Source organism: Synechococcus sp. WH 7805 (assembly GCF_000153285.1).
Lineage (GTDB): Bacteria > Cyanobacteriota > Cyanobacteriia > PCC-6307 > Cyanobiaceae > Synechococcus_C.
In genome coordinates, this window is record NZ_CH724168.1 from 81,744 (window position 1) to 102,131 (window position 20,388).

Sequence of the window (20,388 nt, forward strand, 5' to 3'; positions counted from 1 at the left end):
GGCGTTTTGAAGACAGGTATGAAAGCCCCCGATTCTTTGCTGGAGCGCATCGCCGAAGTTTCGGGCATGGGACGAGGCTGCCGGCGGCTGGTGGTGCTGCTCACTCAGCTCGGTGATTTCGACTCCCTGGAGTACGCCCAGGCTCTTGTTCCGGCTCTGCCCCAGCTGGATCAGGCGGGGATCCAGCTCTTGGCGATCGCCATCGGAGACCGGGAGGGCGCTGACCGGTTCTGCACATTCACCGGTTTTCCGAGCGAGCGGCTGCAGGTGGAGCCTGATGCTCGCCTGCACCAGGCCCTGGAGCTGTCTCCAGGGCTTCAGGCCCCAGGCGGAGCGTGGCCTTCCTTGCTGCTGATGTGTGCAGGCATCGGCTCTCCCGGCACCCTGGCTGAAGTTCTGCGTGGTTACACCGGCGATCGCACCGCGCCCCAACGTTTCAGCGACGATGACGTGATCAGCACCGGTGTGTTGCCGGCGATCCCCGCCGGACTGTTTCGCCGGGCCGGTGGCGGCGGGTTTCAACGACCGTTCGAATTGGCCACGGTGCGCCTGCGCAACATGAATGAGGTTCTGCGCCACTGGGGCACGTATGTGCCCGACGATCGCTTCATCACCCAGCGGGGAGGCACGTTTCTGTTGGAGGAGGACGACTCCCTGCTGTACGTCCATCGGGACCGCGGCATTCTCGGGTTTTCCGAAACGATGAATCGTCCGCTGGCTTTTCTCGATCCCTGGATGCCAGATGCCGGTTGATCCGAGCCATCCGGTTCCGTTGCCTCCCTGGCGGCCTTTGCTGCGGGGAGCCCGCCAGCGGGAGGGACGGGCTCCGGGGGCCAGCTGGCTCCAGTTGGCCAGCATGGCGGCCGATGGCACGCCGCGGGTTCGCACGCTGGTGTTTCGCGGCTGGAGTGATGAGGGCGCCCTCGAGCTGCTCACCGATGCCCGCAGCGAGAAACCAGTTGAACTCAGAGGGCAGGGGCAGGTGGAGCTGTGTTGGTTGTTCCGCAAGGCCAGAGAACAGTTCCGTTTGCGTGGAGCCGCTCAGTTGTTCCGTGATGGCGACGATCCGGAGGCTCTGAACGCCCACTGGCAGCGGTTGACGCCCGGAGGGCGCTCGGTCTGGGCCTGGCCGCATCCGGGGCAGCCCTTCGATTCGGCTGGCCCCTGGCCGCAGGAGGTCGCCGACGGGGCACCTCAGCCCCCGCACCTGGTGTTGATCCGCATTCAGATTCAGCGGGTGGAGCAGCTCGATCTCAAACCCCATCCCCACCGGCGTCTCTGCTGGGATCGAGGCGAGGGTTGGGCCGAGCGACGGCTCAATCCCTGAACGTCCAGAGGGCGAGCCCACCACCCCGGCCCCGTGCCGCCAGCCAGCCGCCTGCATCCCTGTGGATCAAAGCGAAGAACGGCGTGCGCTTGGCGGCTGGAGCCGGCAGCGACCGTTGCAGCAGGGTGATGGCGCCCAGCGTCAGCCTGACCTGCTCGAAGTGGAAGCTCAGCAGGGGTCTGCCTCCAGCCAGCTCCCCAGGTCCGTTGAACTGCAGGGCCAGGGCACCGAGGTTCACGGCGTTGCGCAAGCGCAGCCCTTTGTCGTCGGCCAGGCTGATCTCCAGAGAGGCGCCAAGGCTGCGCAGCAGCCATCCGCTCAGAGCGTTGGCGTCGCTTTGTCCCTTGGGCCAGATGGTCTGCAGCTGCCAGCAACCGATCAGGTCTTCGGCGTTGATTCCACTTCCCTGATGGCGAACCTGCCGCTCGCGCGTCAGCAGATCGTTCCCTGTCACGGTGGTGATCGGAATGGACAAGGAATTCTCGACGCTGTCGCCGACATGCTGTCGGATCGTGCGCAGGCGTGCTAATCGGAAGCCTCTTCCTTAGCGATTTCATGTTGTTCCTCATGCACTGGCAGTTCAAGACCGGCTATCACGAGAAGGCGGCTCGCAAGTTCCTGGAGACCGGTGCTCCTTTGCCGGCTTGCAAGTCGTGGAAGCGCTATCACGCACCCGGATCGGTTCAGGGCTGGATCCTGGTGGAAACCGATGATGCCGGCGTCTGCTACGAGCACGCCGCCGAATGGGCGGAATGCCTCGACTGGACCGTGACACCCGTGTTCACCGATGAACAGGCCGGTCCCCTGATGGGCAAGGTCTACAGCTGATCGCACGGCTTGAGCCGTCGTTCGTCTCCGTCTTGCCGCCAAACTGCGGCAAGACCTGGGGGCGTGATGACAGAGGACTCGGTGAAGGCGGAGGCGCTCTCCTGGGCTGCCCTCGAGGCTCTGGCACCGGCAGCAGCTGAGCGGGTGGAAGGCCCCACCAACGCCCAGGCCAGCTTGCGGCTGTTCGGGCACTCCGAGGCGGACGTGCAGGTGACGTTGTTCCGGGACCACCACGCCTGGTGCCCTTACTGCCAGAAAGTCTGGCTCTGGCTTGAGCTGCGCCGGGTGCCGTACCGGATCCGCAAGGTCACCATGCGCTGTTATGGCCCGAAGGAGCCTTGGTTCACGGCCCTGGTTCCCTCCGGAATGCTGCCGGCCCTGGAACTCAATGGTCGCCTGATCACCGAGAGCGATCGCATCCTCGAGGCCCTCGAACGCGCCTTCGGGCCGGTGGGAGCCGGCATGACGGACAGGCGTGTGAGGCGGTTGCGCGAACTGGAACGGCTGCTGTTCCGTGCCTGGTGTGTCTGGCTCTGCTCTCCGGGCCTTCGCGAGGATCAGGAACGTCGCGCCCGGGACCAGTTCCAGCGGGTGGCCGCCCAGATGGAGGAGGCGATCGCTAGTGGTGGCGGACATTGGCTGGATCCCAATGATCCGATGGGGCCGATACCCGGCACCGCGGATCTGGTGTTCATTCCCTACGTGGAGCGGATGAATGCATCACTGGCTTATTTCAAGGGGTTTGCTCTGCGTGAGGCCCATGGCGGCATCGACCGTTGGCTGTCAGCCCTCGAGCAGCTCGAGACCTACCGCGGCACCCAGAGTGATGTGCACACCCATGCGCATGATCTGCCTCCGCAAATGGGCGGATGCTGGTCGGATGGCAGTGCCCAGCAGCAGCGCATGGCCGCGGCAGTCGATCACGGTGAGGGGCTAGGTGCCCTGGAATGTCGCTGGTCACCCTCTCCAGGGGAGGTGACCCCCCAGGCCAGAGCCCTGGAGCGGGTGCTGCGCCATCGCAGCACGCTGCTGGCACGCAGCCCTCTCGGGGAGGCCTTTGATCAGCCCTTGCGCGCGGCACTCACGACGCTGATCGCTGGGACCTCTGTGATGCCAGCTCCGGGGTCAGCCGCAGCTCTGCGCTATCTGCGGGATCGCATCTCTGTGCCCCGCGACATGCCTCTGCACAGCGCCCGCTTCTTGCGACAAGCTCTGGAAAGCACGGCGTCTCTGGCAGGAGTTGATCAGCCGTCTCCGCTGCCGTTTGAGCATCGCTTCGATCAGGATCCAAGGCCGTTTGTCAGCTCGGGCACCTGATCGGGTCCCCACGATCAAGCAAGGTGGGGAGCCTTCTTACTCGATGCTCCGATGGCTGGAGATGGATTCGGAGCGACAGGCTCCTCTGCAGCTGGCGCCAAGCGCAGCAGCTCTAAACGCAAGCCCCGGCAGTCGAATCATCAGCGGGAACGCTGTCCCCTCGGTCGGGATCCCGGCTTCGAGGCGATCTGTGCCCGCCAGACCCTCGGCTTGGCCTTGTCCGGTCGCCTGACAGAGCAGGCTGTGAAGCGGGCGCACAAAGCCTTGGCTGTTCAGCATCACCCCGACAAAGGCGGTGATCCCGAGATGATGACCAAGCTCAACAACGCCCGCGATCTGCTCCTGGAGCCAGAAATGGAGGCAATCACTGTTTGACGGTCACAGTCGCTCTTCTTGGCACCGGTCTGCTCGGTTCCGCCATCGCCAGCCGTCTGCTTGCGGTGGGCTGCTCTCTGCGGGTGCCCAGTGCTTCGACAACCCGGCCCAAGCTATCGCTGGGGCCAGCACGGTGATCACCGTGCTGCGGGATGGTCCCGTGACGTCTGAGGTGGTGGCCTCGCTTGGTGCCCTGAATCAGAGCTGTGTGATGCCTATGGGCACCATGGGCATCAGCGAAAGTGTGGCTCTGGAGGCCCAGGTGCTGCATCAAGGCGGTCTGTATCTAGAGGCGCCAGTTCTGGGAAGTCGTCCTGAGGCACTGGCTGGACGCCTGCTCGTGATGGCTGGCGGAGAGCAGGCGGTGTTTGATCAGCAGCACGTCCTGCTCAGCCACCTTGCTGAAGAGCCGAAGCGAATGGGCCCTGTGGGAACCGGGGCAGCGTCGAAACTCGCGCTCAACCAACTGATCGCCAGCCTCACCCATGGCTATTCGTTGGCCTTGCGATTGGTTCAGGCCTCCGGTCTGGACGTTGACAGTTTCATGGATGTGCTGCGTCCGTCGGCGCTGTATGCGCCGACGGTGGACAAGAAGCTCAAGCGGATGCTGGCCCACGACTACAGCGATCCCAACTTCAGCACCAGCCTTCTGCGCAAGGATCTGAACCTGTTTTTGCGGGAGGCAAACTTGGCTGGAGTGAATGCCGACGCTCTGGAAGGACTGTCTTCTTTGCTGATGCGTGCGGAAGGAACGGATCTGGACGCTGGTGATTACAGCGCCCTGTATGAGCTCACCGCCGCTGAATCGCCCCTCAGCTGAGGTACCAGCGGATCAGTGCCAACACTTGACCGGCCGGGCCGTAACCCGTGATCCATTCGCCGATCAGAGCAGCAGCAAATCCAACCATGGCGGTGCGACCGTTCAGCCTCTCCACTCCGGCAAGAGCGCTGGTGTTCCAGGGGCGGTTGGTGGTGAGACCTTCTCCGAACGCTTCAACGGGCTCGTAGTGGAAGCGCGGTTCGGGCATGGCGTTAGCTCTGTTCGTGTTGGAGCCTATGCAGAGACGATTGATTTCTGAATAGGGTTCAACCGGTTATTGCGATGTCAGTCGTGGATGCAGAGCACCTCCGGTCCCTGTTCACCAAGCCTTACGGCGTGGCCGCTCCTACAGAGGATCAGTGGAGGGAGCTGTATGACGAGGCTGTGCATTTCCAGGATCCAACCCAGGAGCGCGACGGCATCAAGGCTTACATCGAGGCGCAGGATGGATTGATGCGCCGTTGCGACGACGTTTATCTCACTGCTTCTTCGATCGCTGTCGATGGAAACATCGCATTCATCGAATGGGAGATGGGGCTGAAAATCAAGGGGATTGAATTCATCTATCCCGGCACGAGTCGTCTGCGGTTCAACGCCGAAGGAAAAGTTTGCGATCACCGTGACTATTTCGATTTCGTTGGGCCGACCTTCGGACCTGTGCCGGTATTGGGCGGATTTGTGCGCTGGCTTTACAAGCGGTTTGTGGATTGAGAACGGCTCAACTTCCAGAACGCCAGGCTGGTGACGGCCGCGCCAAAGCCGAGGAAAAGGGTGAGGAAGGTTTCGCTGCTCATGTCAAGAGAAGTACAACTTTCACAATATTTTGGCGGGCTTGAGCGCTTTCCGTGGACTGACTCCAGATGTTGCTAAGTAATTTTGCTTAATGCCGAGTGAGCTAGGGGGAATGCTCGCGGGCTTGCGCCCGGTCTCGTTAAATTTTCTAAACTATTCAGGCTTTCCCGTGCTCAGAACCATTCTTTCGAAGCCTCTTCTCGCCGATGTGGGCCTGCTGGTTCTCCGCGTCTTCACGGGAACTCTTCTGATTCACCACGGTTACGAGAAGCTCGCCAATATCGACAATTTCGCGGACGCCTTTGTTCGCCCTCTGCATCTACCGTTTCCGATTGTTCTCTCATACATCGCCGCCTTCTCCGAGATCGGTGGTAGCTGGCTCTTGATTACTGGGCTTCTGACTCGTTTTGGTGCTCTGGCCATTCTCGGAACGATCACTGTGGCGATTTATCACGCCGTGATCACAGCCGGTTTCAATATCTATCTTCTCGAGCTTCTTGGTCTTTACTTCGCCGCTGCCGCAGCGGTGTTGGCTGTTGGACCCGGTTGCTTTTCTATCGATGAATTAATTGTTCGTCGTTTCTCCTCTGCAGAGTCGTCTGAAAGTTCTGAGTCTGACGCTTTTGCAGGTTCTGTGAACTGAATGTTGTTTAGGCTGGAGTCATTAACTTCAGCCCTTTTTTCTTTTGAGATATGAGCTCAATCAGTTCACCAATTTGGAGTCTGATTGTTTTTGCGGGATTATTTACAGTTCTGCAAGTTTGGTGGATCGGTTCTTTGATGGTGAGGAATCGGCGCTCAAAGGGTGAGCGCCCACTGACTTCATCCCAATTTCGCGAGAGTCTCGAACGGATTTTCAAAGATAAACCTTAAATTGTCGGAGCGTTCAGTAGCTCGACTGAGGCAAGGTGAATCCTGATTGCATATGCTGCACATCGAGCATGATCCAGGTGAGCCAGACAAGAAGGGCCACAACACCTGAACCCGCAGCGAAACGTCCCACATTGCGGATCAGCAGCTCAAAGACACTGACTTCCTTCATGGCAATCGATCGGGTGAATTCATATTGCTTGATCATGGCCTGATGTGTGGACGTTTTGCTCTCTCCATCTCGGTTTCGGCTCTCCCGCATCCCCTGCGAGAGCGTCTGGATCCCGTGCATCGCGAACGTTACGAGCCTCGCGACATGATTCGCCCTGGAGAACCTCTCCTGTCCTTGCGCCGGGATGAGAGGGGGACCTCCCCGGCTCTCATGCTCTGGGGTCTGATTCCTGCTTGGTGTCGGAATCCTTTAGCCGGACCAAGACCCTTCAATGCCCGTGTTGAAACTCTGAATGACAAAGCCAGCTTTCGGGGTGCCTGGCGTCATCGCCGCTGCCTGATTCCGGCCAGTTGTTTCTTTGAAAAAGGCTGGCGGATCCGGCGGGGAGATCAACAACCGTTCTGGCTAGCCGGCCTCTGGGAACGCTGGCTCGGTGCCGATGGCAGTGAAATCGAGAGCACCACGATTCTCACCACCACTCCCAATGCGCTCATCCGGCCTTTACATCCGCGAATGCCTGTGGTGATCCCGTCAGGGTTGGAGGACGCGTGGATGGCTTCTGTTGATGGAGCCGGCTTAAGGGCCTTGCAACCCTTATTGGAAAGCTGGGATCCCACCGGTTGGATTCGGGATCGGCCTGGAGACAGTGATCAGCCTGGAGACAGTGATCAGCCTGGAGACAGTGATCAGCTCTCTCTTTTTGAAAGGCTTTAGCGTGTCGCAAGACACCATGGCAAACCTTGGTTTCCCTTAGCTTTCTTAAACAGATATTCGAAGATTCATGCAGCTCTATTTTGTAATCGGCACGATGCCTGATATTGACAGCCAGCTTGATGTTTATCGGGAATTCATCAATTACTTCGAAGGTGGTTGTCAAAATGATTGTTTCGAGGGCTTTGAATTGGTTCAGCGGGCACACCTTCCTGGTCAAGGTCAGGTGGTGGCTCTGATGAAAGCCCGCGGCACTGAGGAACTCTTCCGACATCTCGCACCCTGGCGGGCACAATTCGGCGTGGAGATGGAGATCACTCCAGCGATCAGTGATGCCGAGGTTGTGGCCAATCACAAAGTTCTGTTCGCCTCAATGGAGGACTGACTGATCGAGGCTCCGCGACTTGAGGGGTGGTGCGTCACTCAGAGGATCATCGCCATTGCATCATCCTTTCGGGGTTCATCCCTCAGTCGTTTTTCTCTCAATCAAAAGATGCCGTTATTTTGCTGATCTGGTTGAACAATTCTCAAGATAATAACCAGACGATGGTTGTATTTTGAAGTTGCGCATTTTCAGCGTTTGAGTCTTGATAACTGCCTTAAGCCAAGCTCACGAACTTGATCTGGAAGTGGTACGTATCCGAGGCGTTCAGCATCATCCTGACCTTGGCTGCTCAGGATGAATTCCAGGCTGCGTCGTAACGCCACAGTGTTGTTTCCGAGTCCACGGGCCGGAACCAGCATCCAGTTCAGAGTGACGATGGGGTATCCGAGATTGGGATCAGGATTTTTGCCCACTAAGCGTTCATTCAGACGAATGGTGCTGACAGCTGCACTGGCCGCTTCCTGAGTTGGACGTAGGAATTTCCCTTGGCGATTTTCGAGTGCTGCCACTTGCAGTGGTTCGCGAACGTATGCGGATTCGATGTATCCGATGCTTCCAGGCGTGGAGTTCAATGCTGTTGCCATTCCATCAGATCCTTTCACTGCAAGACCAATGGGCCAATTCACCAGACGCCCGTTCCCTGGCCCATTTTTCCAATCTTGGTCCATCGACGAAAGGGCTGAAGTGAAGCTTTCAGTACTTCCCGATTTGCCTGCCCGATGCAAAACGGTGATGGGAAGGTCGTTACAACCAACCTGAGAGAAATTGTCGATTTTTCCAAGGAAAATACCTGCAAGTTGGCTCCGGCGCAGCCTTAAATCGCATCCTGGGGCGTTGTAGGCAATCGCAATGGCCCCAGCTGTGACTGGGAATGCCAAGAGGCCTTTTGGAGCCTTTTTAACTTCCTCTGATGAGGGTGGATCATCAGTTCCTGCAAAGTCGTTTGTTCCCTTAAGCAATGTGCTGATGCTTTTGCCGGACCCCATGCTTTCGATTTCTGCATAGATGTCTTCATTCACCGCTAGTTGGTTGAACCAGCGAAGATAGGCCTGGAGTCCAAACGTGCTACTCGTACCGTTCAGAACGAGAGGTTTTCGGTCTTGATTTTTTTGCTCAGCTGAATTGCTGCAGCTTGAAAGTAGCGCTAAGACTATGCTTGAGAGAAGCTTGAAACGAGACGTTTTAATCAATGATTTGAACATTATTGAATGCGCTCCATGATGCTTTCAAATGTTGATGTGATGTTGATCAGGTTATGAGCTATCGGATTGGAATAAATAAAAAGTAGGATGACTGGGACAGGGGCTGAGAGTAAGAGGACAATGGCTGCCCAGGTCAGGGTCCAGCTGCCGCTATTGACCAGAAAAACCATCAATGCAAGCGCGAAATACATCAAAGCGATTGCAAAGGTTAGGCGTATTTGAAATGCCTGTTTCGAGAGCGAAAGGCGCCTTTCGCGACTGTCAATGAGGTCGAAGCAAAAGTCGCTTGCTTTTCTAATGTAATTTGCCGATTCGGGCGTGATCATTTGCCCTTTTGGTTGAATGGCGTTACTTGATGCCAGGAAATCACGCAGGCGCTCGAGTGAATCCCTGGCCTCTTCGCTGCTTTCACCATGGAGCATGTCGTCGACTTCGGTATGCGCAACTTTGTCGGCATAGGTGTAAAGTAATCGCCTTGATTCAATGCGTTGTTCAGGTTGCAGCACTGACATCACCGCAACAAGTTTGTTGACTGTAACGACTTCGTGCGTTACAGCATTGCGCAGATTGGTGAATTGGAAAATGACATTCGAAAGTAAAAATGCCGTTGTCAATGTATACAGAGATCCAAGCGGGCTAAGTTGTGAGGCTTGAAGTTTTAAGCTGCCACGAGCCTTCACCCATTTGGCTAGGAATAAGGCAATCGCTGTCAGTGATAAAAATCCGAGGTAGATCAGTGGTACGCCGGCCTTTAGCAGTAGATCACTCATGGGGACTGGAATTAATTAATAAAGGAGCCGTCTCGGCCTACTAGAAATGTAAGGTGAACGATATCGCTGCCATTGCGTTGCCTTGGCCCGAATGTCACTTTGTAGCCTCCTAGGTCGACTGTCCCAAGGGACTCAACAGCAGTGATGAAGCGTTTGCGTGTGAGGTCAGGGCCTGCCTTCTGAAGTGCCTGAACCAGCATCGATGCTGCAATGTACCCTTCCAGGCCGACGAAGCTATAGGGAATATCCGGCTTCAGTTTGCTGATTTTATTTTGGTAATCCCGGACGACTGGAGTTCGCCGGTCCCAAGGAAATGGCACGACCTGACTGATCCCGATTCCGTGTCGTAGTTCCTTGGGGAGTGATCGAGCTAGGGCGTTGCTGCCCACAAACGACACAGTTAAAACCTGAGCGTTGCTGCCAAATTGGCGTAGTTGGGATATGAAGCTTGAGACCGTTCCGTAGGACGAAACAACGAGAACAGCATCAGGTCGTGCTAATGCCACCTTTCTTGCCGCATCGCTTGTGTTCGAGGAATTGCGTTCTACTGTTGTTTCTACGACAGGTTTCAATTGATGTTTCGCCAAAGCTTTTTTGAGCCCTTCTAGGCCATCACGTCCGAATGAATCATTTTGATAGGCGATGGCAATTGATTGCCGTCCATAACGAATTAAATAGCTGACAATGGCCTTGATTTCTTGGTGATAGCTGGCTCGGATGTTGAATACATTCTTTTTCATCGGCGAGCGAATGATCTGAGCCCCAGTAAGCGGTGCAATTAAAGGAATTTTGCTTTGATCAATCAAGGGCAGTGAGGCTTTGACTGTTGGTGTTCCCAGGTAGCCAAATAGGGCAAAGACTTTATCCTTGTTGATAAACTTTTTGGTGTTATTTAGTGTTAGCTCTGGATTGTATTGATCATCGCGATAAACCATGACGACCTGGCGTCCATGGATGCCTCCCTGTGCATTCACGTGGTCAAAAACCAAGTGCGCACCTTGTCGATACTCTCGACCGAGCTCACCCGATGGTCCGCTGAATGCTGCCGATTGTCCGAGCAAGATCGAGCGTGGCGTGACGCCGATCTCCTCAGCATGAACCGTTTTCGTTAAGCCTGCAAGCAGAAAGAGAGCCGTAATCGTTGTCTGCTGAAGCATTGGATGAACCTTTCGGTTGCCTCCTTCCACGCAGGTCGGTCATCGTTAGGTTCCACTATTTCAGCGAGTCGACTGTGTGTTGGCAACAATTCATTCGTGTTCAGTCGGGACTATGGGTGAAGTCGAGTGATTGCCGGCGTTGGTTGCGTTGGCTGTGCAGTGGACGCTTCACGGTTCTGGTATCCGGCTTGAATAAACCGATCGCGCCAGCGGCGTTCCTGTTGTTCGGCTTCAGGAGTCCCTTCCTGGGGAAAGTTCCGGAGGAAGTCCTTGTCTTGGCAAGGAACATAGGGTCCTTGCTTGAGTTCGAAGATCACGGAGTCGTACTCCAGAGCCACCAGCGTGTGAAATTGACCTGCGGCCACTTCCACTCCACGGATGGGACCCGATGCTGAGATGGTTTCCTGTTGATCAACCTCTCCCTCAGCGCTGAGGATCATCAGGCCGATCGCTCCCTGCAGAACGAGAAAGCATTCGAAACCTGCCTCTGCCACGTCGCGGACATGGCGATGGGGACGCACGTTCGGCTTCTTTGTGGAAGTTGTGGTTGCAGCGTTTCCGTGGTCGCTGGGCGGCTTCCGCGGCCAGCGCGTTGAACAGGGTCTGATCGATGCGCTGAATTGGAGATCGGCTCATCGGCGCTGCTCCCTCAAGCGGCGCATGGAATTGCGGGGCATCAGTCTGTTGTCTCTCAGGGACGGCATTCCGTCGTTGGGACGTTGGGCGCGTGGGTGGTACCCGATGAGGGCAATGCCAATCAGCATCAGCAGAATCACTGCACCAGCGCGTAACACCCGAAACATCAATACACCCGAAACATCAATGGCTGGAGGTCAGAGCATTGATCAGTTGATCGACCTGGTGTTGCAGCAGCGAGATCGGATCAGTGCCCTCGTCTTCGCCGAGATCCTTCACGCTCCAGAAGCGGATCTTGGCTTCCAGATCTGGGAACAATTCCTGCACCATCGGTCTGTGGGCTTCGGCATCCACGGCCACCACCACATCGGCTTGTTCCACGTCATCTCGGCTCACCTGACGGGGCATCGCCAGTTGCGTTGGATCCACGGCAAATCCACGCTGTTGCAATGCGATCTGGGCCTCGATGGCCATCGCTCCGATGTTTCCGTTGCCGGATGTCACCTTCAGGCCGGCTGATCCGGCGTGAAGGTCATCACCCTTGCCCTGGAGGGCGATCTGGTGATTGAACCAGAATTCCGAGAAGCGGCTGCGGAAATAATTGCCGGTGCAGAGGAAGAGAACGGTTCGCATCGCTGCGGTCAGGAGAGAGGGACTGCAGGAGATGCACGCACCACGCCCTGTTCCAGAGGAAGCAGATCATCGTCATCGGTTGCTCGACTGCGAACCGGTGCGCTGAACCCCCTGGCGCGGGCATTCCTGACCTCAAACGGGCCCGGCGTGCCGGTGGGAACGGCCAGTCGCAGAGCGAAAGGATGCTCTCCAGGTTCCACATCACCGATGGATCCCACCCGGGTGCGGTTCTGAAGAACGGGCTCGCCACTGCGGTCGAGGATCCGGGCATACACGTCGGTATCGACGACCGCACGCCGTGAGGTGTTGTTCACCATGCCGCTGAGCACGTAGCAACTCGCTCCTTCCGGGCTGGTGATGGTGGGTCTGCTGGCCGCTGAGGGGCTGGGCTGGGCTCCTGGATCTGCGGCATCACAGGGAGCCAACGACACGCCGGTGAGGGGCAGGTCGGCGGCGAGCGCCGGCTGGGCCACCAGCATCAGCAGCGCGATCAGTCCCGCAGCAAAAAATTTGACCATGGCTCAGTGCTGCAGGCTGGCCAGGGTGTCGGTGAGTTCGGCGACATCGGACAGACCGTTCACGTCGAACCAGGGAGCCGTAGCCCAGTCGAATCCCTCTCCGAAGGTGTTGTCCGGAGCTGTGATGTACCAATGGCAGTTCACATCGGGGACATCAACAGCGCACTGGGACCAGTCGTTTTGCCACTGGGGAACCTGCACCCACATCACAGCGGCAAAGAGCAGGGAGAGAAGGCTTCTCAGCACGGGACCCAGGCAGGATGGTGGGACGCTACCAGGGTTCTGATGGTGCTGCGAGCACTGCGGCTTTCCTGTCGCTAGGACGTGGGGAGTGATTCGTCTCTGACGCCACCCCCGCATGCAAAGTCCATCCCCGATGCGTTCTGTCAACTCCGGAGGTCCGGAGGGGGGCTTGGTGGCCATCGTGGCCCTTGTGCTGGCTGGTCTGCTGCTGCTTGCGCAGTCTCTGTTCGTGGTTCCCGCTGGCGAAGTGGCGGTGATCACCACCCTGGGCAAGGTGAGTGGGACGCCGCGGCAACCGGGCCTCAACGTGAAAGCGCCCCTGGTTCAGCAGGTGTGGCCGTTCAGTGTCCGCACCCAGGTGCGGCCTGAGAATTTCGCCACGCTCACGAAGGATCTCCAGGTCATTCAGGCCACAGCCACCATCAAATACGCCCTGCGTCCTGATGAAGCCGGTCGGGTTTACAGCACGATCGCCAGCAGCGACCGGGATGTGTATCCGCGGATTATCCAACCCTCTCTTCTGAAAGCGCTCAAATCTGTGTTCTCGCAGTACGAGCTGGTCACGATTGCGTCGGAGTGGAATGACATCTCCGCTCTGGTAGCCAGCACTGTGGCGGAGGAACTGGATCAGTTCGATTACGTGAAAGTGGTGGGACTTGATCTCACCGGTCTGGAGATCGCCGAGGAATACCGGGCAGCGATTGAGCAGAAGCAGATCGCTGAACAACAGCTTTTGCGGGCGCAGACCGAGGTGAAGATCGCTGAACAGGAGGCCCTTCGCTACGACACGCTGAACCAAAGCCTTGATGACCAGGTGCTGTACAAGCTCTTTCTTGATAAGTGGGATGGTCAGACCCAGGTGGTGCCCGGCCTGCCTGGAGGCGCGGGAGGAACCCCGCCGGTGATTGTCGGGCGGCGTTGAACCGGTTCACAGCATGCTTCGCCTTGATCCCGGGCTGATTCTTCCGACTGTCATCACCAATGTGTTCCCAGGGCGTCGTCTCGCGCTCTGGTTGTTCGTCCCCTTGATGGTGGTCACGCTTTGGCGCAGTCAGCATCACCTGTTGGCTGCCGATGGTGGCGCCCAGTCGATCGCCCACATTCCCCTCAACGTCTACCCGGAACCGGCGGCTGCCACGATCGTGGGCCTGTTCGCCCTCTGGGGGCTCAGTCAGCTGGTTCTGGCGTTTCTGCAGCTGCTGGTTCTGCTGCGCTACAAGTCCATGATCCCTCTGATGTATTTGCTAACGCTGATCGAATACGGCGTGAGAGCCCTCTACATCCCGGCGTTTCGTCCGATCCCGACCACGGCCACAGCGCCAGGTGCCGTGATCAATGGCCCCATCGCCGCCGCTTCTCTGGTGCTGTTGCTGATCAGTATCTGCCCCAGGCGAGAGGTCTCACCATGACGCAACGCACAGCCACCGGACTGGTTCTTGTGCTTCTTGTGGGCCTCATCACACACTGTGCATCCCAGGTGCGAACACGCGTGCGTTTTTGGGTGGTCCCCCAGCAGGGGCCAGGCAGGCTTGTGCCGATTCCAGGCCGTCAGCCTGCAGCCAAGCCAGGTGTGCTCCTGTGAGCGAATTGTCGAATTGTCAGCAGTCGAAGAAATCCCAACGTATTGCCTGATACACAGCTGCCGTTCCTACTGATGAAGAACCCCTTTGGAGGTTCTGACCATGTCGATGAAACAGCTGGAGACTTTTTTGGCCAAGGCCAGTGGCAATGACGACATCCGACGGGAGGTGGATCAGTGTGATGGCGACACAATCTGTGTCGCCAAAGTGGGCCTGCGCCATGGCCATAAGTTCTCCGCCGCCAATTACAGCCGGTGGCAGAGGGAGCACGGCTGAGGCTCGTCTGTGACGGCACGTTGACAGAAGCCACATCTGCCGATCGCGCGTATCTAAAACTGATGAGTCCCTGATTGAGATCCCGAATGGAGACTTGCTTTAGCAGGGACCTTGCGCGTTCGCTCGCTCTGATGCTCCTGGAACTACAGGCTGAACTCGACGAGTTTGCCTACCAGGTTGAACATTCTCCAGATGATGTGCCCGCCGTTGTTGAGCAGAGTCTGGGCGCTCAGACTCTGCTTTGATCTGGATCAAGAGGAAGACCCTTCAGTCCCAAAGCGATCTGTCGTGCAGCCAGGAGCCCTGGATACAGAAGGTTGGCTCGCCGTGTGTCGCTGAAGAGGCCGTGAAGAAGACGTAGGAGTGGGTCGGTCGGCGTCAGGTGCTTGCAGAGCATGGCGATGGCTTCGCTTCCATGCCAGATCTGATCGCCGTTCATCAACACTGCGCCATTGCTGATGTTGTATCCGCGCTGTCTGAGGTTGGTTCTCAGCTCGTGATCACTGCGGCCATCGCGAATGACCAGGTCGGGCACTCCCCCAAGAAGTTCGCTGCGCTGGGCAAAATGCCGGCAGAACGGACAACCTCCGTCGTAGACGAGTGTGAAAGTCATCGACCCATCTTGGCGTTTTCATTAGATGTTCTGCGGCTTCATCGCCAATGCTCAGTGCCATTTCTCTAGGGAAGGCACAGGCTCAAGCAACGGGCACGATCGCTCCCCGATCTGTTCGGGGGCAGTGGTCACGCGGGTTGAGCCGACCTTTTCAATCCGCTGAACGGCCCGTTCCACCCTGAACGGTAGGTTGACTTGATTGAAACGATCGGAACGCTCGTCCCTGGAATGGCAGACAAGGAACTCCTCAGAGAAGTGGCGCTTGAGCTCTGGAGCTCAGTGAAGAAGTTGCGCCCTGGTCTGCCACGGGAATCACGGTTGGAGATCACTCTCAAGGCGCTGATGGTGATCGGTGATCTCAGCGATCAGATTCAGGCCGCTGTGGTGGTCGGTCTGATCGCTGAGCAGGAGCCCCCTGAGAATGAGCCTGAAGGCCAGGACGTCACGCTCAGTGAGGAGAGTTCAGACGCCAAAGCTGGTTCAGAGGTCGAGCAAATGCCCGACGGACGGAGGGTTGTGCGTCGCCGTTCCAGATCCGGGAGCTGAGCCCGCCGGATCGTCATGGTTCGGTCGCCAGTGCCGATTGCCCCCGGCGGTTGATCTCCTGGGCAAACTCTGTCCAGAGCCCTTGTCCCCAGTAGCGGAAGCAACTGGTTTCCAGCAGCAGAACGTGGAGCAGGGCCTGTTGATAGGCGGGGGTGGCCGTGACGGATGGATCCGTTGCAACGGCTGCGTCGAAGCGTTGATGGAATTGGGCGCTCAGGCTCTGCATGGGTTCCAGCACATTGCTGTAGCCCTCAACCCAGCTGAGATTGTTGGTCCAGGACGCCCCTTGCATCGAAAAACCGTCGCCACGGGATGTGAGTGTTTCGATCGCAGTGGAGACGGCGTCAGGGTGCGTCGCCTCACCCACCTCCCGCCACAGCCTGTGCTGCAGCACCGCCTGGATCCTTGGGAAATGCTTGGTCTCAACCCCAATGGCATCGAGATGCGCCAGATATTCGGACCCATTGAGCGCCGTGATGTTGCCTTCTCCATCCCGAATTCGGCGATTGGCCTGACGGAATGCCTCAGGAAACTCGTTCATCATCACGCCACCATTCTCACCGTCTGCGATCTGGCTCACCAGCGATGGCACGTCCTTTCCATTCAGATGCTGTGACGCCAGCCCCATGGCCTCGTAGCAAGGCTGCATCTGGCCGACCAGTTTGGTGTCAGATCCCTGGGTCTTGATCAAGACCGTCATGCTGATCTCCTCGCCGGAGGAGTTTCGGGCGATGAGCTGATTGGGCAGGTACCGCTGAGCGTGCTCAAGGGGAGTCCCGTTGAATTGCTCCACGCTGTGCTCCTGCACCAGCATCCAGCGATAGCCCGCTTCCTTCAGGGCTTTCACAAGGGCAAACAGGGTGTCTGGGTGATTGGGAAGGTGCATCTCCGGCAAGGAGAATCCCTGCACCCGTTGCAGAGCCTCGTCGCCGAAGAGATCAGCGAATTGATGCTGCCAGGCACTGATTTGCAACGCCAGATCTGGAATGGGCGTCGAAGGCGCCACGGCATGGCTCCAGAACGTGCCGAGCCACTCAACATGCTGCTGCATCTGATCATCACAGGCCAGATAGCGCAGGGCTTCTGTGATGTCATCACGGCCCATCTGCATCACACCCCAGAGCAGATTGCCGGAGTAATCGAGCATGATCCGGGGTTTGCAGCCTTCTCTGATCAGTTCGGGAATGAGATCGGCCATGCGCCGATAGCACTGGGCGAAGGGTTCAGCGTTGTGGTTATCTCCCTCCCCCGGCCGCTCGATCATGTATTGCAGGTGGGAGATCAGGGCCCCATCAACTCCTGCTGGCACGGTGGGTTGATGCATGTGCAGCGCGCAGGCGAAGGCGGCCTGCAGGCCTTCAAGGCTGCTGTGCCCTGGGAGTATTGATGGGGCAGGGGGATTCAGCCTGAGTGTGTGGATCGTCTTCTCCCGTCCGGCGATCGGTGGCAACTGCTGAGGCTCCATGAAATGTGCTCGCTGGGTGAAGATCGAGAGAGGTCAGGTGGGTCTGTCGCGAAGGACAGTGAATGAAACCGAGAACCGTCAGCGTGGTGGCTGTTGAGTGTTCAGGTCTTTGATCTCATTGTTGGTTGCCTCAACTCACTTTGACGTTTTCACAGCTCTTGCTAACTATTTGAGTAGAAGGAAAAAAGGAGCCTGACCAATGCATCGCTGCCGGATCGGAGCGACAGTTTTGCTTGTTGGCGTGTTGGGTTTGCAGGGTGTTTCCACGCGGGAGATCTGGGCTGGTTCCCACCATCACGGTGATAGTCACCATCACGGCCATGGTCACAATCACGGCCATCACGAGCACCACGGCGATGGCCATCGTCATGCGGGCGATCACCACTATCACCACCGCTACAGCAGGGGGTACTGGTATGGCCATCACGGTCGTTGGTATGGACCTGGATACGCCAACCGTTGGAATTGGAATACCTTTGGCGCGCTTGCTGGTGCTGCCGTGATCGGGGGGCTTGTCAGCAGTGCCTTCGACGCGAGCAATGCAACGATTGCGGTACCGGACAGCTCCTATGCGCTTGATTACGACAGCGTTCGTGCGAACGGCAATCTGATCACCTTCAAGGTTGATGGCGCTCCGATGAGCGCCGACTGCAGCAGTGGCTATCTCAACGGTCGTTCTCCTGAGAGTCGCGGACAAGCGCAATTGGTGAACGCGGTCTGCACCGTTGCTTTCGGTGTCTGATCGATCCAGTTTCAGGCGACTTCAGGGGCCCAGCCGACCTGATGGTGCCAGCTGGGAGCCCACTGGCGGCAATGGTGCGTGAGGTGCGTTCCCTGAGGCAGTTGTTGATGCTGGCGTTCGCAGGCGAGCAGGGTGCGTCCCTGCTCGTCACAGCCATAGCGGAAGTGCTGGCATGTGATGCAGACGCTTGAACCGCGGCTGAGCCGAAGATCGCTGACACTGAGGATGCTCCAGGACTCCATCATGAACGGGCGAGTACATCTGTACTAGCCCGGCAATTCGCTTGGGTCAAGGCGTTCCGGTGCAGGCCTCTGTGTAGGCGAGGTTGCCTCAAAGGCGACTGGAGGTGAGAAAGCCCCTGATGTAATCCAGTCCCCAATCGAGGGTGTGGACAGGGAGTTCGTAGCAGTCGTTGAACAAGCGGCGTTTGGCCTGCTCAAGCCGGGTTAGGCCGATGGCCTGAAGGTTGGCACTGGAGGCAATGAAGAATTCCTCGCGGGCTTCAGGGTCGTTGCGCTTCATGCCGTTGACGTACAACGTACGGATGTCTTGGAAGAGGTCGGCCGTCTCGCCTTCGAAGCGGATGGTGTCGTCGCCCAAGGGGATTTCCATGGATTTGATGCAGCGCATCGAGAAGGCCATCGCCGCTCGTGTTTCTTCGGGAGAAAGGGCATCTTCGTGGCCATCGCGGAATTGATGCTGAATCACGCCGTTGCTGCATTCGAGAAGGCGAAGCAAGGCGAGCTTGTCGAGCTCGGCGTCCGGAAGTTGGCTGAAGAGACTGTGCCAGTTGCGTCGTTTCATTGTTCTGCGATCACCCAGGCGGTGGCTGCGCGTTGGCGCATGTACAAGTCGGCAAGCTCGCGAGCGAGTGAGCGCAACTCCTGAACGTTTTCGGTGGTGTCGATCAAGCGTTTGAGCGACTCGACCTCGAATTTTTGGCTGAGGGACAGCTGCATGGAACAGCGCTTGAATGACGACACCTTAAAAAAAGTTCACGATCATCGGCTGTTGTTTCTGCTGCAAAAAGGAAAAACCGATTCCGCGATGCGCTTCGGCGCCTGTCAGGATGTAACAACTTCGTTACATCGGGCTAATGACAGTTGGCGAGCTTTTCCTCGAATCCCTGTCCACGGGAGTGATTACGGAAGATGAGATGCAGTGGCTGACCTCGCATCAGCACGGGTTTTCTCGCACGGAAGAAGCCGCTGCCGTGCGGCTGGGTCGTTTGGTCGATGAAGGGATCGTGAATCTGGGCTGCAGAGTGTCGAGTCGATTGCTGCAGCACCGCACAGTTCGCGACCACTGGATTGAGCCCTTGGGTCGGCGTCGCGGGCATCAACTCTGAGAGAGTGCGTGTGGACCCGCGCAAAGCCCATGGCGGATTTTCTCAATTGTGTTCGCGTCGTGGTGAAGCAGGGCTGTGAAAAGCGCTATCTCGATGCTGTGGAGGCCTGGGTGTCTCCCAAGGGAATGCGTGAGCGCTATCTGGCGCGAACAGGTGAGCGCGCGTTCTGCTTCGTGGCTCTCTGGGACAGCCAGGATTCCCTTGTGGAGGCTCGCCCGGAGATGATTCAGCATCTGAATTCAGTGAGAGATCTGCTCGAGGAGCTGTCCCCGGAACTGGGCGTCACCGATCCGGTTTCCGGCCCAGTGATCCACTGCACGAACGGCTGAAGCGCATCACGTCTCCGGCGCATCCTCGCGTTCGCGAATCCGCTGTTCAAACTGCCTCACGTGACGGCGTCGCCTGGCAATGGGCACACCCACCGCCAGCGCAAGCACGCCCACAACGAGGAGCGTGGCAAGCAGCTGCGCCAGTGTGGCCTGGGGAAACACGCTGGACGACAGGCGATCCACGGCTTCTTCCACCGCGCTGCCGTTTTCGGTGATCAGGACCGGTGCGATCAACGTTTGATTGCATCTCTGTTCGTCATCATGCGCTCTTTCGCTGCCAGCGGTCAGGCCGAGAGCCATTGCAGTGCCACGGTGCGCTGGCGCGGGCCATCCAGCTCCACCAGGATCACGTCCTGGTAGCGCCCAAGTTGAAGCGCTCCGTTGCAGACCGAGACGGTCGCCTGATGGCCGAGCAGTAACGCCTGCAGATGGGCATGGGCATTCCGCGGTTCATCGTCGGGAATGCCGGGGCGCAGCTCCAGGTCGTTGTGTTTCCAAGCTGTGGTGGGGGGTGCCAGCTGCCGAAGCCACTGCTGCAGATCCAAAAGGAGCCTCTCCTCCAGTTCGTTCACGATCACTCCGGTGGTCGTGTGTTGCGTTGACACCACAACGGCTCCATCGCGTTCGCCATGCACCTGAACAAACCGCTGCAGTTCGGCGGTGAGTGACAGGCACTGGAAGGGGGCGTCGGTGTTGAGGTGGAGGAGATGGGAAGTCATGGGCTCATGTTGCC

37 protein-coding genes are annotated in these 20,388 nt (G+C 57.9%); 19 read left to right on the top strand and 18 right to left on the bottom strand.

Features of this window, described 5'->3' with window-relative positions:
* Positions 1 to 18: 18 nt before the first annotated feature.
* Together WH7805_RS00465 and WH7805_RS00470 are read left to right on the top strand one after the other, a co-directional pair.
* Positions 19 to 753 (top strand): peroxiredoxin-like family protein, encoded by a 735-nt coding sequence (locus WH7805_RS00465; protein WP_006040920.1) that lies wholly within the window; start codon positions 19 to 21, stop codon positions 751 to 753.
* Positions 743 to 1,327 (top strand): pyridoxamine 5'-phosphate oxidase family protein, encoded by a 585-nt coding sequence (locus tag WH7805_RS00470; protein ID WP_006040921.1) that lies wholly within the window; start codon positions 743 to 745, stop codon positions 1,325 to 1,327. Before WH7805_RS00465 ends, WH7805_RS00470 begins: the two co-directional genes overlap by 11 nt.
* Here WH7805_RS00470 and WH7805_RS00475 read toward each other — a convergent pair.
* A complete protein-coding gene (locus WH7805_RS00475; protein WP_006040922.1) occupies positions 1,317 to 1,802 on the bottom strand; it encodes a hypothetical protein in 486 nt (161 codons plus the stop codon). The two genes, WH7805_RS00470 and WH7805_RS00475, sit on opposite strands and share 11 nt — an antisense overlap.
* Before the next feature lie 80 nt (positions 1,803 to 1,882).
* Between WH7805_RS00475 and WH7805_RS00480 the strand changes: the two genes are divergently transcribed.
* The 5 genes from WH7805_RS00480 (at position 1,883) to WH7805_RS00495 (ending at position 4,667) form a co-directional block, all read left to right on the top strand.
* Complete coding sequence (locus tag WH7805_RS00480) at positions 1,883 to 2,155, top strand: DUF3303 domain-containing protein (RefSeq protein ID WP_006040923.1); 273 nt, start codon at positions 1,883 to 1,885, stop codon at positions 2,153 to 2,155.
* A gap of 66 nt (positions 2,156 to 2,221) precedes the next feature.
* Positions 2,222 to 3,472 (top strand): glutathione S-transferase, encoded by a 1,251-nt coding sequence (locus WH7805_RS00485; RefSeq protein ID WP_006040924.1) that lies wholly within the window; start codon positions 2,222 to 2,224, stop codon positions 3,470 to 3,472.
* A gap of 51 nt (positions 3,473 to 3,523) precedes the next feature.
* On the top strand, positions 3,524 to 3,847 hold the full coding sequence (locus tag WH7805_RS00490; protein WP_006040925.1) for a hypothetical protein: 324 nt from the start codon (positions 3,524 to 3,526) through the stop codon (positions 3,845 to 3,847).
* Positions 3,844 to 3,984, top strand: coding sequence for a hypothetical protein (locus tag WH7805_RS15145; protein ID WP_006040926.1), 141 nt, complete (start codon positions 3,844 to 3,846; stop codon positions 3,982 to 3,984). Before WH7805_RS00490 ends, WH7805_RS15145 begins: the two co-directional genes overlap by 4 nt.
* Complete coding sequence (locus WH7805_RS00495; RefSeq protein ID WP_369776009.1) at positions 3,918 to 4,667, top strand: NAD(P)-dependent oxidoreductase; 750 nt, start codon at positions 3,918 to 3,920, stop codon at positions 4,665 to 4,667. Before WH7805_RS15145 ends, WH7805_RS00495 begins: the two co-directional genes overlap by 67 nt.
* Here WH7805_RS00495 and WH7805_RS00500 read toward each other — a convergent pair.
* Positions 4,660 to 4,875 carry a chlorophyll a/b-binding protein gene (locus WH7805_RS00500; RefSeq protein ID WP_006040928.1) on the bottom strand — a complete coding sequence of 72 codons (216 nt, stop codon included), beginning with the start codon at positions 4,873 to 4,875 and terminating at the stop codon, positions 4,660 to 4,662. The genes WH7805_RS00495 and WH7805_RS00500 overlap by 8 nt on opposite strands.
* A 74-nt stretch (positions 4,876 to 4,949) precedes the next feature.
* Here WH7805_RS00500 and WH7805_RS00505 point away from each other — a divergent pair, with 74 nt between their 5' ends.
* On the top strand, positions 4,950 to 5,378 hold the full coding sequence (locus WH7805_RS00505; RefSeq protein WP_006040929.1) for a nuclear transport factor 2 family protein: 429 nt from the start codon (positions 4,950 to 4,952) through the stop codon (positions 5,376 to 5,378).
* A gap of 193 nt (positions 5,379 to 5,571) precedes the next feature.
* Entirely contained in the window at positions 5,572 to 6,102 is a 531-nt protein-coding gene (locus WH7805_RS00510) for a DoxX family protein (protein ID WP_006040930.1), read from the top strand.
* A 243-nt stretch (positions 6,103 to 6,345) separates the two neighbouring features.
* Here the strand turns inward: WH7805_RS00510 and WH7805_RS00515 are convergent, their stop codons facing one another.
* A complete protein-coding gene (locus tag WH7805_RS00515; RefSeq protein ID WP_006040931.1) occupies positions 6,346 to 6,537 on the bottom strand; it encodes a hypothetical protein in 192 nt (63 codons plus the stop codon).
* A 6-nt stretch (positions 6,538 to 6,543) separates the two neighbouring features.
* On the opposite strand from WH7805_RS00515, the gene WH7805_RS00520 reads away from it, so the two are divergent.
* Both WH7805_RS00520 and WH7805_RS00525 read left to right on the top strand, forming a co-directional pair.
* A complete protein-coding gene (locus WH7805_RS00520; RefSeq protein ID WP_006040932.1) occupies positions 6,544 to 7,215 on the top strand; it encodes an SOS response-associated peptidase in 672 nt (223 codons plus the stop codon).
* A 67-nt stretch (positions 7,216 to 7,282) separates the two neighbouring features.
* Positions 7,283 to 7,597, top strand: coding sequence for a DUF3303 domain-containing protein (locus tag WH7805_RS00525; protein ID WP_006040933.1), 315 nt, complete (start codon positions 7,283 to 7,285; stop codon positions 7,595 to 7,597).
* 188 nt (positions 7,598 to 7,785) lie between these two features.
* Here WH7805_RS00525 and pstS read toward each other — a convergent pair whose 3' ends face one another.
* The 8 genes from pstS to WH7805_RS00560 all read right to left on the bottom strand — a co-directional run bounded on the left by pstS (position 7,786) and on the right by WH7805_RS00560 (position 12,759).
* A complete protein-coding gene (gene pstS, locus WH7805_RS00530; protein WP_006040934.1) occupies positions 7,786 to 8,799 on the bottom strand; it encodes a phosphate ABC transporter substrate-binding protein PstS in 1,014 nt (337 codons plus the stop codon).
* Positions 8,799 to 9,569 (bottom strand): DUF4239 domain-containing protein, encoded by a 771-nt coding sequence (locus tag WH7805_RS00535; protein WP_006040935.1) that lies wholly within the window; start codon positions 9,567 to 9,569, stop codon positions 8,799 to 8,801. Before WH7805_RS00535 ends, pstS begins: the two co-directional genes overlap by 1 nt.
* 11 nt (positions 9,570 to 9,580) lie before the next feature.
* Positions 9,581 to 10,726 (bottom strand): ABC transporter substrate-binding protein, encoded by a 1,146-nt coding sequence (locus WH7805_RS00540; protein ID WP_006040936.1) that lies wholly within the window; start codon positions 10,724 to 10,726, stop codon positions 9,581 to 9,583.
* Between the two features lie 110 nt (positions 10,727 to 10,836).
* A complete protein-coding gene (locus tag WH7805_RS00545; protein ID WP_369775968.1) occupies positions 10,837 to 11,247 on the bottom strand; it encodes a WbuC family cupin fold metalloprotein in 411 nt (136 codons plus the stop codon).
* A 111-nt stretch (positions 11,248 to 11,358) separates the two neighbouring features.
* On the bottom strand, positions 11,359 to 11,490 hold the full coding sequence (locus WH7805_RS15060; RefSeq protein WP_255344556.1) for a hypothetical protein: 132 nt from the start codon (positions 11,488 to 11,490) through the stop codon (positions 11,359 to 11,361).
* 55 nt (positions 11,491 to 11,545) lie between these two features.
* A complete protein-coding gene (locus tag WH7805_RS00550) occupies positions 11,546 to 11,995 on the bottom strand; it encodes a low molecular weight phosphatase family protein (RefSeq protein ID WP_006040939.1) in 450 nt (149 codons plus the stop codon).
* An 8-nt stretch (positions 11,996 to 12,003) separates the two neighbouring features.
* On the bottom strand, positions 12,004 to 12,513 hold the full coding sequence (locus tag WH7805_RS00555) for a hypothetical protein (RefSeq protein WP_006040940.1): 510 nt from the start codon (positions 12,511 to 12,513) through the stop codon (positions 12,004 to 12,006).
* Between the two features lie 3 nt (positions 12,514 to 12,516).
* Complete coding sequence (locus tag WH7805_RS00560; protein WP_006040941.1) at positions 12,517 to 12,759, bottom strand: hypothetical protein; 243 nt, start codon at positions 12,757 to 12,759, stop codon at positions 12,517 to 12,519.
* A gap of 130 nt (positions 12,760 to 12,889) precedes the next feature.
* On the opposite strand from WH7805_RS00560, the gene WH7805_RS00565 reads away from it, so the two are divergent.
* The 4 genes from WH7805_RS00565 to WH7805_RS00575 all read left to right on the top strand — a co-directional run bounded on the left by WH7805_RS00565 (position 12,890) and on the right by WH7805_RS00575 (position 14,612).
* Positions 12,890 to 13,678 carry a prohibitin family protein gene (locus WH7805_RS00565; RefSeq protein WP_006040942.1) on the top strand — a complete coding sequence of 263 codons (789 nt, stop codon included), beginning with the start codon at positions 12,890 to 12,892 and terminating at the stop codon, positions 13,676 to 13,678.
* Between the two features lie 13 nt (positions 13,679 to 13,691).
* Positions 13,692 to 14,165 (top strand): hypothetical protein, encoded by a 474-nt coding sequence (locus tag WH7805_RS00570; protein ID WP_006040943.1) that lies wholly within the window; start codon positions 13,692 to 13,694, stop codon positions 14,163 to 14,165.
* Positions 14,162 to 14,338, top strand: a complete 177-nt coding sequence (locus WH7805_RS14605; protein ID WP_006040944.1) for a hypothetical protein — start codon at positions 14,162 to 14,164, stop codon at positions 14,336 to 14,338. The genes WH7805_RS00570 and WH7805_RS14605 overlap by 4 nt, the downstream gene beginning before the upstream one ends.
* Before the next feature lie 100 nt (positions 14,339 to 14,438).
* The gene (locus WH7805_RS00575; protein WP_071933719.1) at positions 14,439 to 14,612 is read left to right on the top strand and encodes a Nif11 family protein; all 174 of its coding nucleotides are present in this window, start codon (positions 14,439 to 14,441) and stop codon (positions 14,610 to 14,612) included.
* 229 nt (positions 14,613 to 14,841) lie between these two features.
* Here WH7805_RS00575 and WH7805_RS00580 read toward each other — a convergent pair whose 3' ends face one another.
* Positions 14,842 to 15,225 (bottom strand): DCC1-like thiol-disulfide oxidoreductase family protein, encoded by a 384-nt coding sequence (locus WH7805_RS00580; RefSeq protein ID WP_006040947.1) that lies wholly within the window; start codon positions 15,223 to 15,225, stop codon positions 14,842 to 14,844.
* A 228-nt stretch (positions 15,226 to 15,453) separates the two neighbouring features.
* On the opposite strand from WH7805_RS00580, the gene WH7805_RS00585 reads away from it, so the two are divergent.
* Positions 15,454 to 15,771 carry a TIGR03894 family protein gene (locus WH7805_RS00585; RefSeq protein ID WP_006040949.1) on the top strand — a complete coding sequence of 106 codons (318 nt, stop codon included), beginning with the start codon at positions 15,454 to 15,456 and terminating at the stop codon, positions 15,769 to 15,771.
* Between the two features lie 13 nt (positions 15,772 to 15,784).
* Here the strand turns inward: WH7805_RS00585 and WH7805_RS00590 are convergent, their stop codons facing one another.
* Positions 15,785 to 17,236, bottom strand: coding sequence for a hypothetical protein (locus WH7805_RS00590; protein ID WP_006040950.1), 1,452 nt, complete (start codon positions 17,234 to 17,236; stop codon positions 15,785 to 15,787).
* A gap of 199 nt (positions 17,237 to 17,435) precedes the next feature.
* On the opposite strand from WH7805_RS00590, the gene WH7805_RS14215 reads away from it, so the two are divergent.
* A complete protein-coding gene (locus tag WH7805_RS14215) occupies positions 17,436 to 17,978 on the top strand; it encodes a hypothetical protein (protein WP_156783563.1) in 543 nt (180 codons plus the stop codon).
* Positions 17,979 to 17,989: 11 nt separating this feature from the next.
* On the opposite strand, the gene WH7805_RS00600 is transcribed toward WH7805_RS14215, so the two are convergent.
* From WH7805_RS00600 to WH7805_RS14610, 3 genes are all read right to left on the bottom strand, one after another.
* Positions 17,990 to 18,223: a hypothetical protein gene (locus WH7805_RS00600; RefSeq protein ID WP_006040953.1), complete on the bottom strand. Its 234-nt coding sequence runs from the start codon at positions 18,221 to 18,223 to the stop codon at positions 17,990 to 17,992.
* A gap of 85 nt (positions 18,224 to 18,308) precedes the next feature.
* On the bottom strand, positions 18,309 to 18,782 hold the full coding sequence (locus WH7805_RS00605; protein ID WP_006040954.1) for a hypothetical protein: 474 nt from the start codon (positions 18,780 to 18,782) through the stop codon (positions 18,309 to 18,311).
* Positions 18,779 to 18,937, bottom strand: a complete 159-nt coding sequence (locus WH7805_RS14610) for a hypothetical protein (protein ID WP_006040955.1) — start codon at positions 18,935 to 18,937, stop codon at positions 18,779 to 18,781. Before WH7805_RS14610 ends, WH7805_RS00605 begins: the two co-directional genes overlap by 4 nt.
* A gap of 137 nt (positions 18,938 to 19,074) precedes the next feature.
* Between WH7805_RS14610 and WH7805_RS00610 the strand changes: the two genes are divergently transcribed.
* Both WH7805_RS00610 and WH7805_RS00615 read left to right on the top strand, forming a co-directional pair.
* Positions 19,075 to 19,326, top strand: a complete 252-nt coding sequence (locus WH7805_RS00610) for a hypothetical protein (RefSeq protein WP_006040956.1) — start codon at positions 19,075 to 19,077, stop codon at positions 19,324 to 19,326.
* A 29-nt stretch (positions 19,327 to 19,355) separates the two neighbouring features.
* Complete coding sequence (locus tag WH7805_RS00615; RefSeq protein WP_006040957.1) at positions 19,356 to 19,655, top strand: hypothetical protein; 300 nt, start codon at positions 19,356 to 19,358, stop codon at positions 19,653 to 19,655.
* Positions 19,656 to 19,661: 6 nt separating this feature from the next.
* On the opposite strand, the gene WH7805_RS00620 is transcribed toward WH7805_RS00615, so the two are convergent.
* Both WH7805_RS00620 and WH7805_RS00625 read right to left on the bottom strand, forming a co-directional pair.
* Positions 19,662 to 19,955, bottom strand: a complete 294-nt coding sequence (locus tag WH7805_RS00620) for a hypothetical protein (RefSeq protein ID WP_006040958.1) — start codon at positions 19,953 to 19,955, stop codon at positions 19,662 to 19,664.
* Positions 19,940 to 20,374 (bottom strand): secondary thiamine-phosphate synthase enzyme YjbQ, encoded by a 435-nt coding sequence (locus WH7805_RS00625; RefSeq protein ID WP_006040959.1) that lies wholly within the window; start codon positions 20,372 to 20,374, stop codon positions 19,940 to 19,942. Before WH7805_RS00625 ends, WH7805_RS00620 begins: the two co-directional genes overlap by 16 nt.
* Between the last annotated feature and the right edge of the window lie 14 nt (positions 20,375 to 20,388).

What these genes read in the sequence shown, in the direction of transcription:
- WH7805_RS00465 (WP_006040920.1), top strand. Translation starts at nt 19, where the DNA reads ATGAAAGCCCCCGATTCTTTGCTGGAGCGCATCGCCGAAGTTTCGGGC.
- WH7805_RS00470 (WP_006040921.1), top strand. Translation starts at nt 743, where the DNA reads ATGCCGGTTGATCCGAGCCATCCGGTTCCGTTGCCTCCCTGGCGGCCT.
- WH7805_RS00480 (WP_006040923.1), top strand. Translation starts at nt 1,883, where the DNA reads ATGTTGTTCCTCATGCACTGGCAGTTCAAGACCGGCTATCACGAGAAG.
- WH7805_RS00485 (WP_006040924.1), top strand. Translation starts at nt 2,222, where the DNA reads ATGACAGAGGACTCGGTGAAGGCGGAGGCGCTCTCCTGGGCTGCCCTC.
- WH7805_RS00490 (WP_006040925.1), top strand. Translation starts at nt 3,524, where the DNA reads ATGGCTGGAGATGGATTCGGAGCGACAGGCTCCTCTGCAGCTGGCGCC.
- WH7805_RS00500 (WP_006040928.1), bottom strand. Translation starts at nt 4,875, where the DNA reads ATGCCCGAACCGCGCTTCCACTACGAGCCCGTTGAAGCGTTCGGAGAA.
- WH7805_RS00505 (WP_006040929.1), top strand. Translation starts at nt 4,950, where the DNA reads ATGTCAGTCGTGGATGCAGAGCACCTCCGGTCCCTGTTCACCAAGCCT.
- WH7805_RS00510 (WP_006040930.1), top strand. Translation starts at nt 5,572, where the DNA reads ATGCTCGCGGGCTTGCGCCCGGTCTCGTTAAATTTTCTAAACTATTCA.
- WH7805_RS00515 (WP_006040931.1), bottom strand. Translation starts at nt 6,537, where the DNA reads ATGATCAAGCAATATGAATTCACCCGATCGATTGCCATGAAGGAAGTC.
- WH7805_RS00520 (WP_006040932.1), top strand. Translation starts at nt 6,544, where the DNA reads ATGTGTGGACGTTTTGCTCTCTCCATCTCGGTTTCGGCTCTCCCGCAT.
- WH7805_RS00525 (WP_006040933.1), top strand. Translation starts at nt 7,283, where the DNA reads ATGCAGCTCTATTTTGTAATCGGCACGATGCCTGATATTGACAGCCAG.
- pstS (WP_006040934.1), bottom strand. Translation starts at nt 8,799, where the DNA reads ATGTTCAAATCATTGATTAAAACGTCTCGTTTCAAGCTTCTCTCAAGC.
- WH7805_RS00535 (WP_006040935.1), bottom strand. Translation starts at nt 9,569, where the DNA reads ATGAGTGATCTACTGCTAAAGGCCGGCGTACCACTGATCTACCTCGGA.
- WH7805_RS00540 (WP_006040936.1), bottom strand. Translation starts at nt 10,726, where the DNA reads ATGCTTCAGCAGACAACGATTACGGCTCTCTTTCTGCTTGCAGGCTTA.
- WH7805_RS15060 (WP_255344556.1), bottom strand. Translation starts at nt 11,490, where the DNA reads ATGCTGATTGGCATTGCCCTCATCGGGTACCACCCACGCGCCCAACGT.
- WH7805_RS00550 (WP_006040939.1), bottom strand. Translation starts at nt 11,995, where the DNA reads ATGCGAACCGTTCTCTTCCTCTGCACCGGCAATTATTTCCGCAGCCGC.
- WH7805_RS00555 (WP_006040940.1), bottom strand. Translation starts at nt 12,513, where the DNA reads ATGGTCAAATTTTTTGCTGCGGGACTGATCGCGCTGCTGATGCTGGTG.
- WH7805_RS00565 (WP_006040942.1), top strand. Translation starts at nt 12,890, where the DNA reads ATGCGTTCTGTCAACTCCGGAGGTCCGGAGGGGGGCTTGGTGGCCATC.
- WH7805_RS00570 (WP_006040943.1), top strand. Translation starts at nt 13,692, where the DNA reads ATGCTTCGCCTTGATCCCGGGCTGATTCTTCCGACTGTCATCACCAAT.
- WH7805_RS14605 (WP_006040944.1), top strand. Translation starts at nt 14,162, where the DNA reads ATGACGCAACGCACAGCCACCGGACTGGTTCTTGTGCTTCTTGTGGGC.
- WH7805_RS00575 (WP_071933719.1), top strand. Translation starts at nt 14,439, where the DNA reads ATGTCGATGAAACAGCTGGAGACTTTTTTGGCCAAGGCCAGTGGCAAT.
- WH7805_RS00580 (WP_006040947.1), bottom strand. Translation starts at nt 15,225, where the DNA reads ATGACTTTCACACTCGTCTACGACGGAGGTTGTCCGTTCTGCCGGCAT.
- WH7805_RS00585 (WP_006040949.1), top strand. Translation starts at nt 15,454, where the DNA reads ATGGCAGACAAGGAACTCCTCAGAGAAGTGGCGCTTGAGCTCTGGAGC.
- WH7805_RS00590 (WP_006040950.1), bottom strand. Translation starts at nt 17,236, where the DNA reads ATGGAGCCTCAGCAGTTGCCACCGATCGCCGGACGGGAGAAGACGATC.
- WH7805_RS14215 (WP_156783563.1), top strand. Translation starts at nt 17,436, where the DNA reads ATGCATCGCTGCCGGATCGGAGCGACAGTTTTGCTTGTTGGCGTGTTG.
- WH7805_RS00600 (WP_006040953.1), bottom strand. Translation starts at nt 18,223, where the DNA reads ATGATGGAGTCCTGGAGCATCCTCAGTGTCAGCGATCTTCGGCTCAGC.
- WH7805_RS00605 (WP_006040954.1), bottom strand. Translation starts at nt 18,782, where the DNA reads ATGAAACGACGCAACTGGCACAGTCTCTTCAGCCAACTTCCGGACGCC.
- WH7805_RS14610 (WP_006040955.1), bottom strand. Translation starts at nt 18,937, where the DNA reads ATGCAGCTGTCCCTCAGCCAAAAATTCGAGGTCGAGTCGCTCAAACGC.
- WH7805_RS00610 (WP_006040956.1), top strand. Translation starts at nt 19,075, where the DNA reads ATGACAGTTGGCGAGCTTTTCCTCGAATCCCTGTCCACGGGAGTGATT.
- WH7805_RS00615 (WP_006040957.1), top strand. Translation starts at nt 19,356, where the DNA reads ATGGCGGATTTTCTCAATTGTGTTCGCGTCGTGGTGAAGCAGGGCTGT.
- WH7805_RS00620 (WP_006040958.1), bottom strand. Translation starts at nt 19,955, where the DNA reads ATGGCTCTCGGCCTGACCGCTGGCAGCGAAAGAGCGCATGATGACGAA.
- WH7805_RS00625 (WP_006040959.1), bottom strand. Translation starts at nt 20,374, where the DNA reads ATGACTTCCCATCTCCTCCACCTCAACACCGACGCCCCCTTCCAGTGC.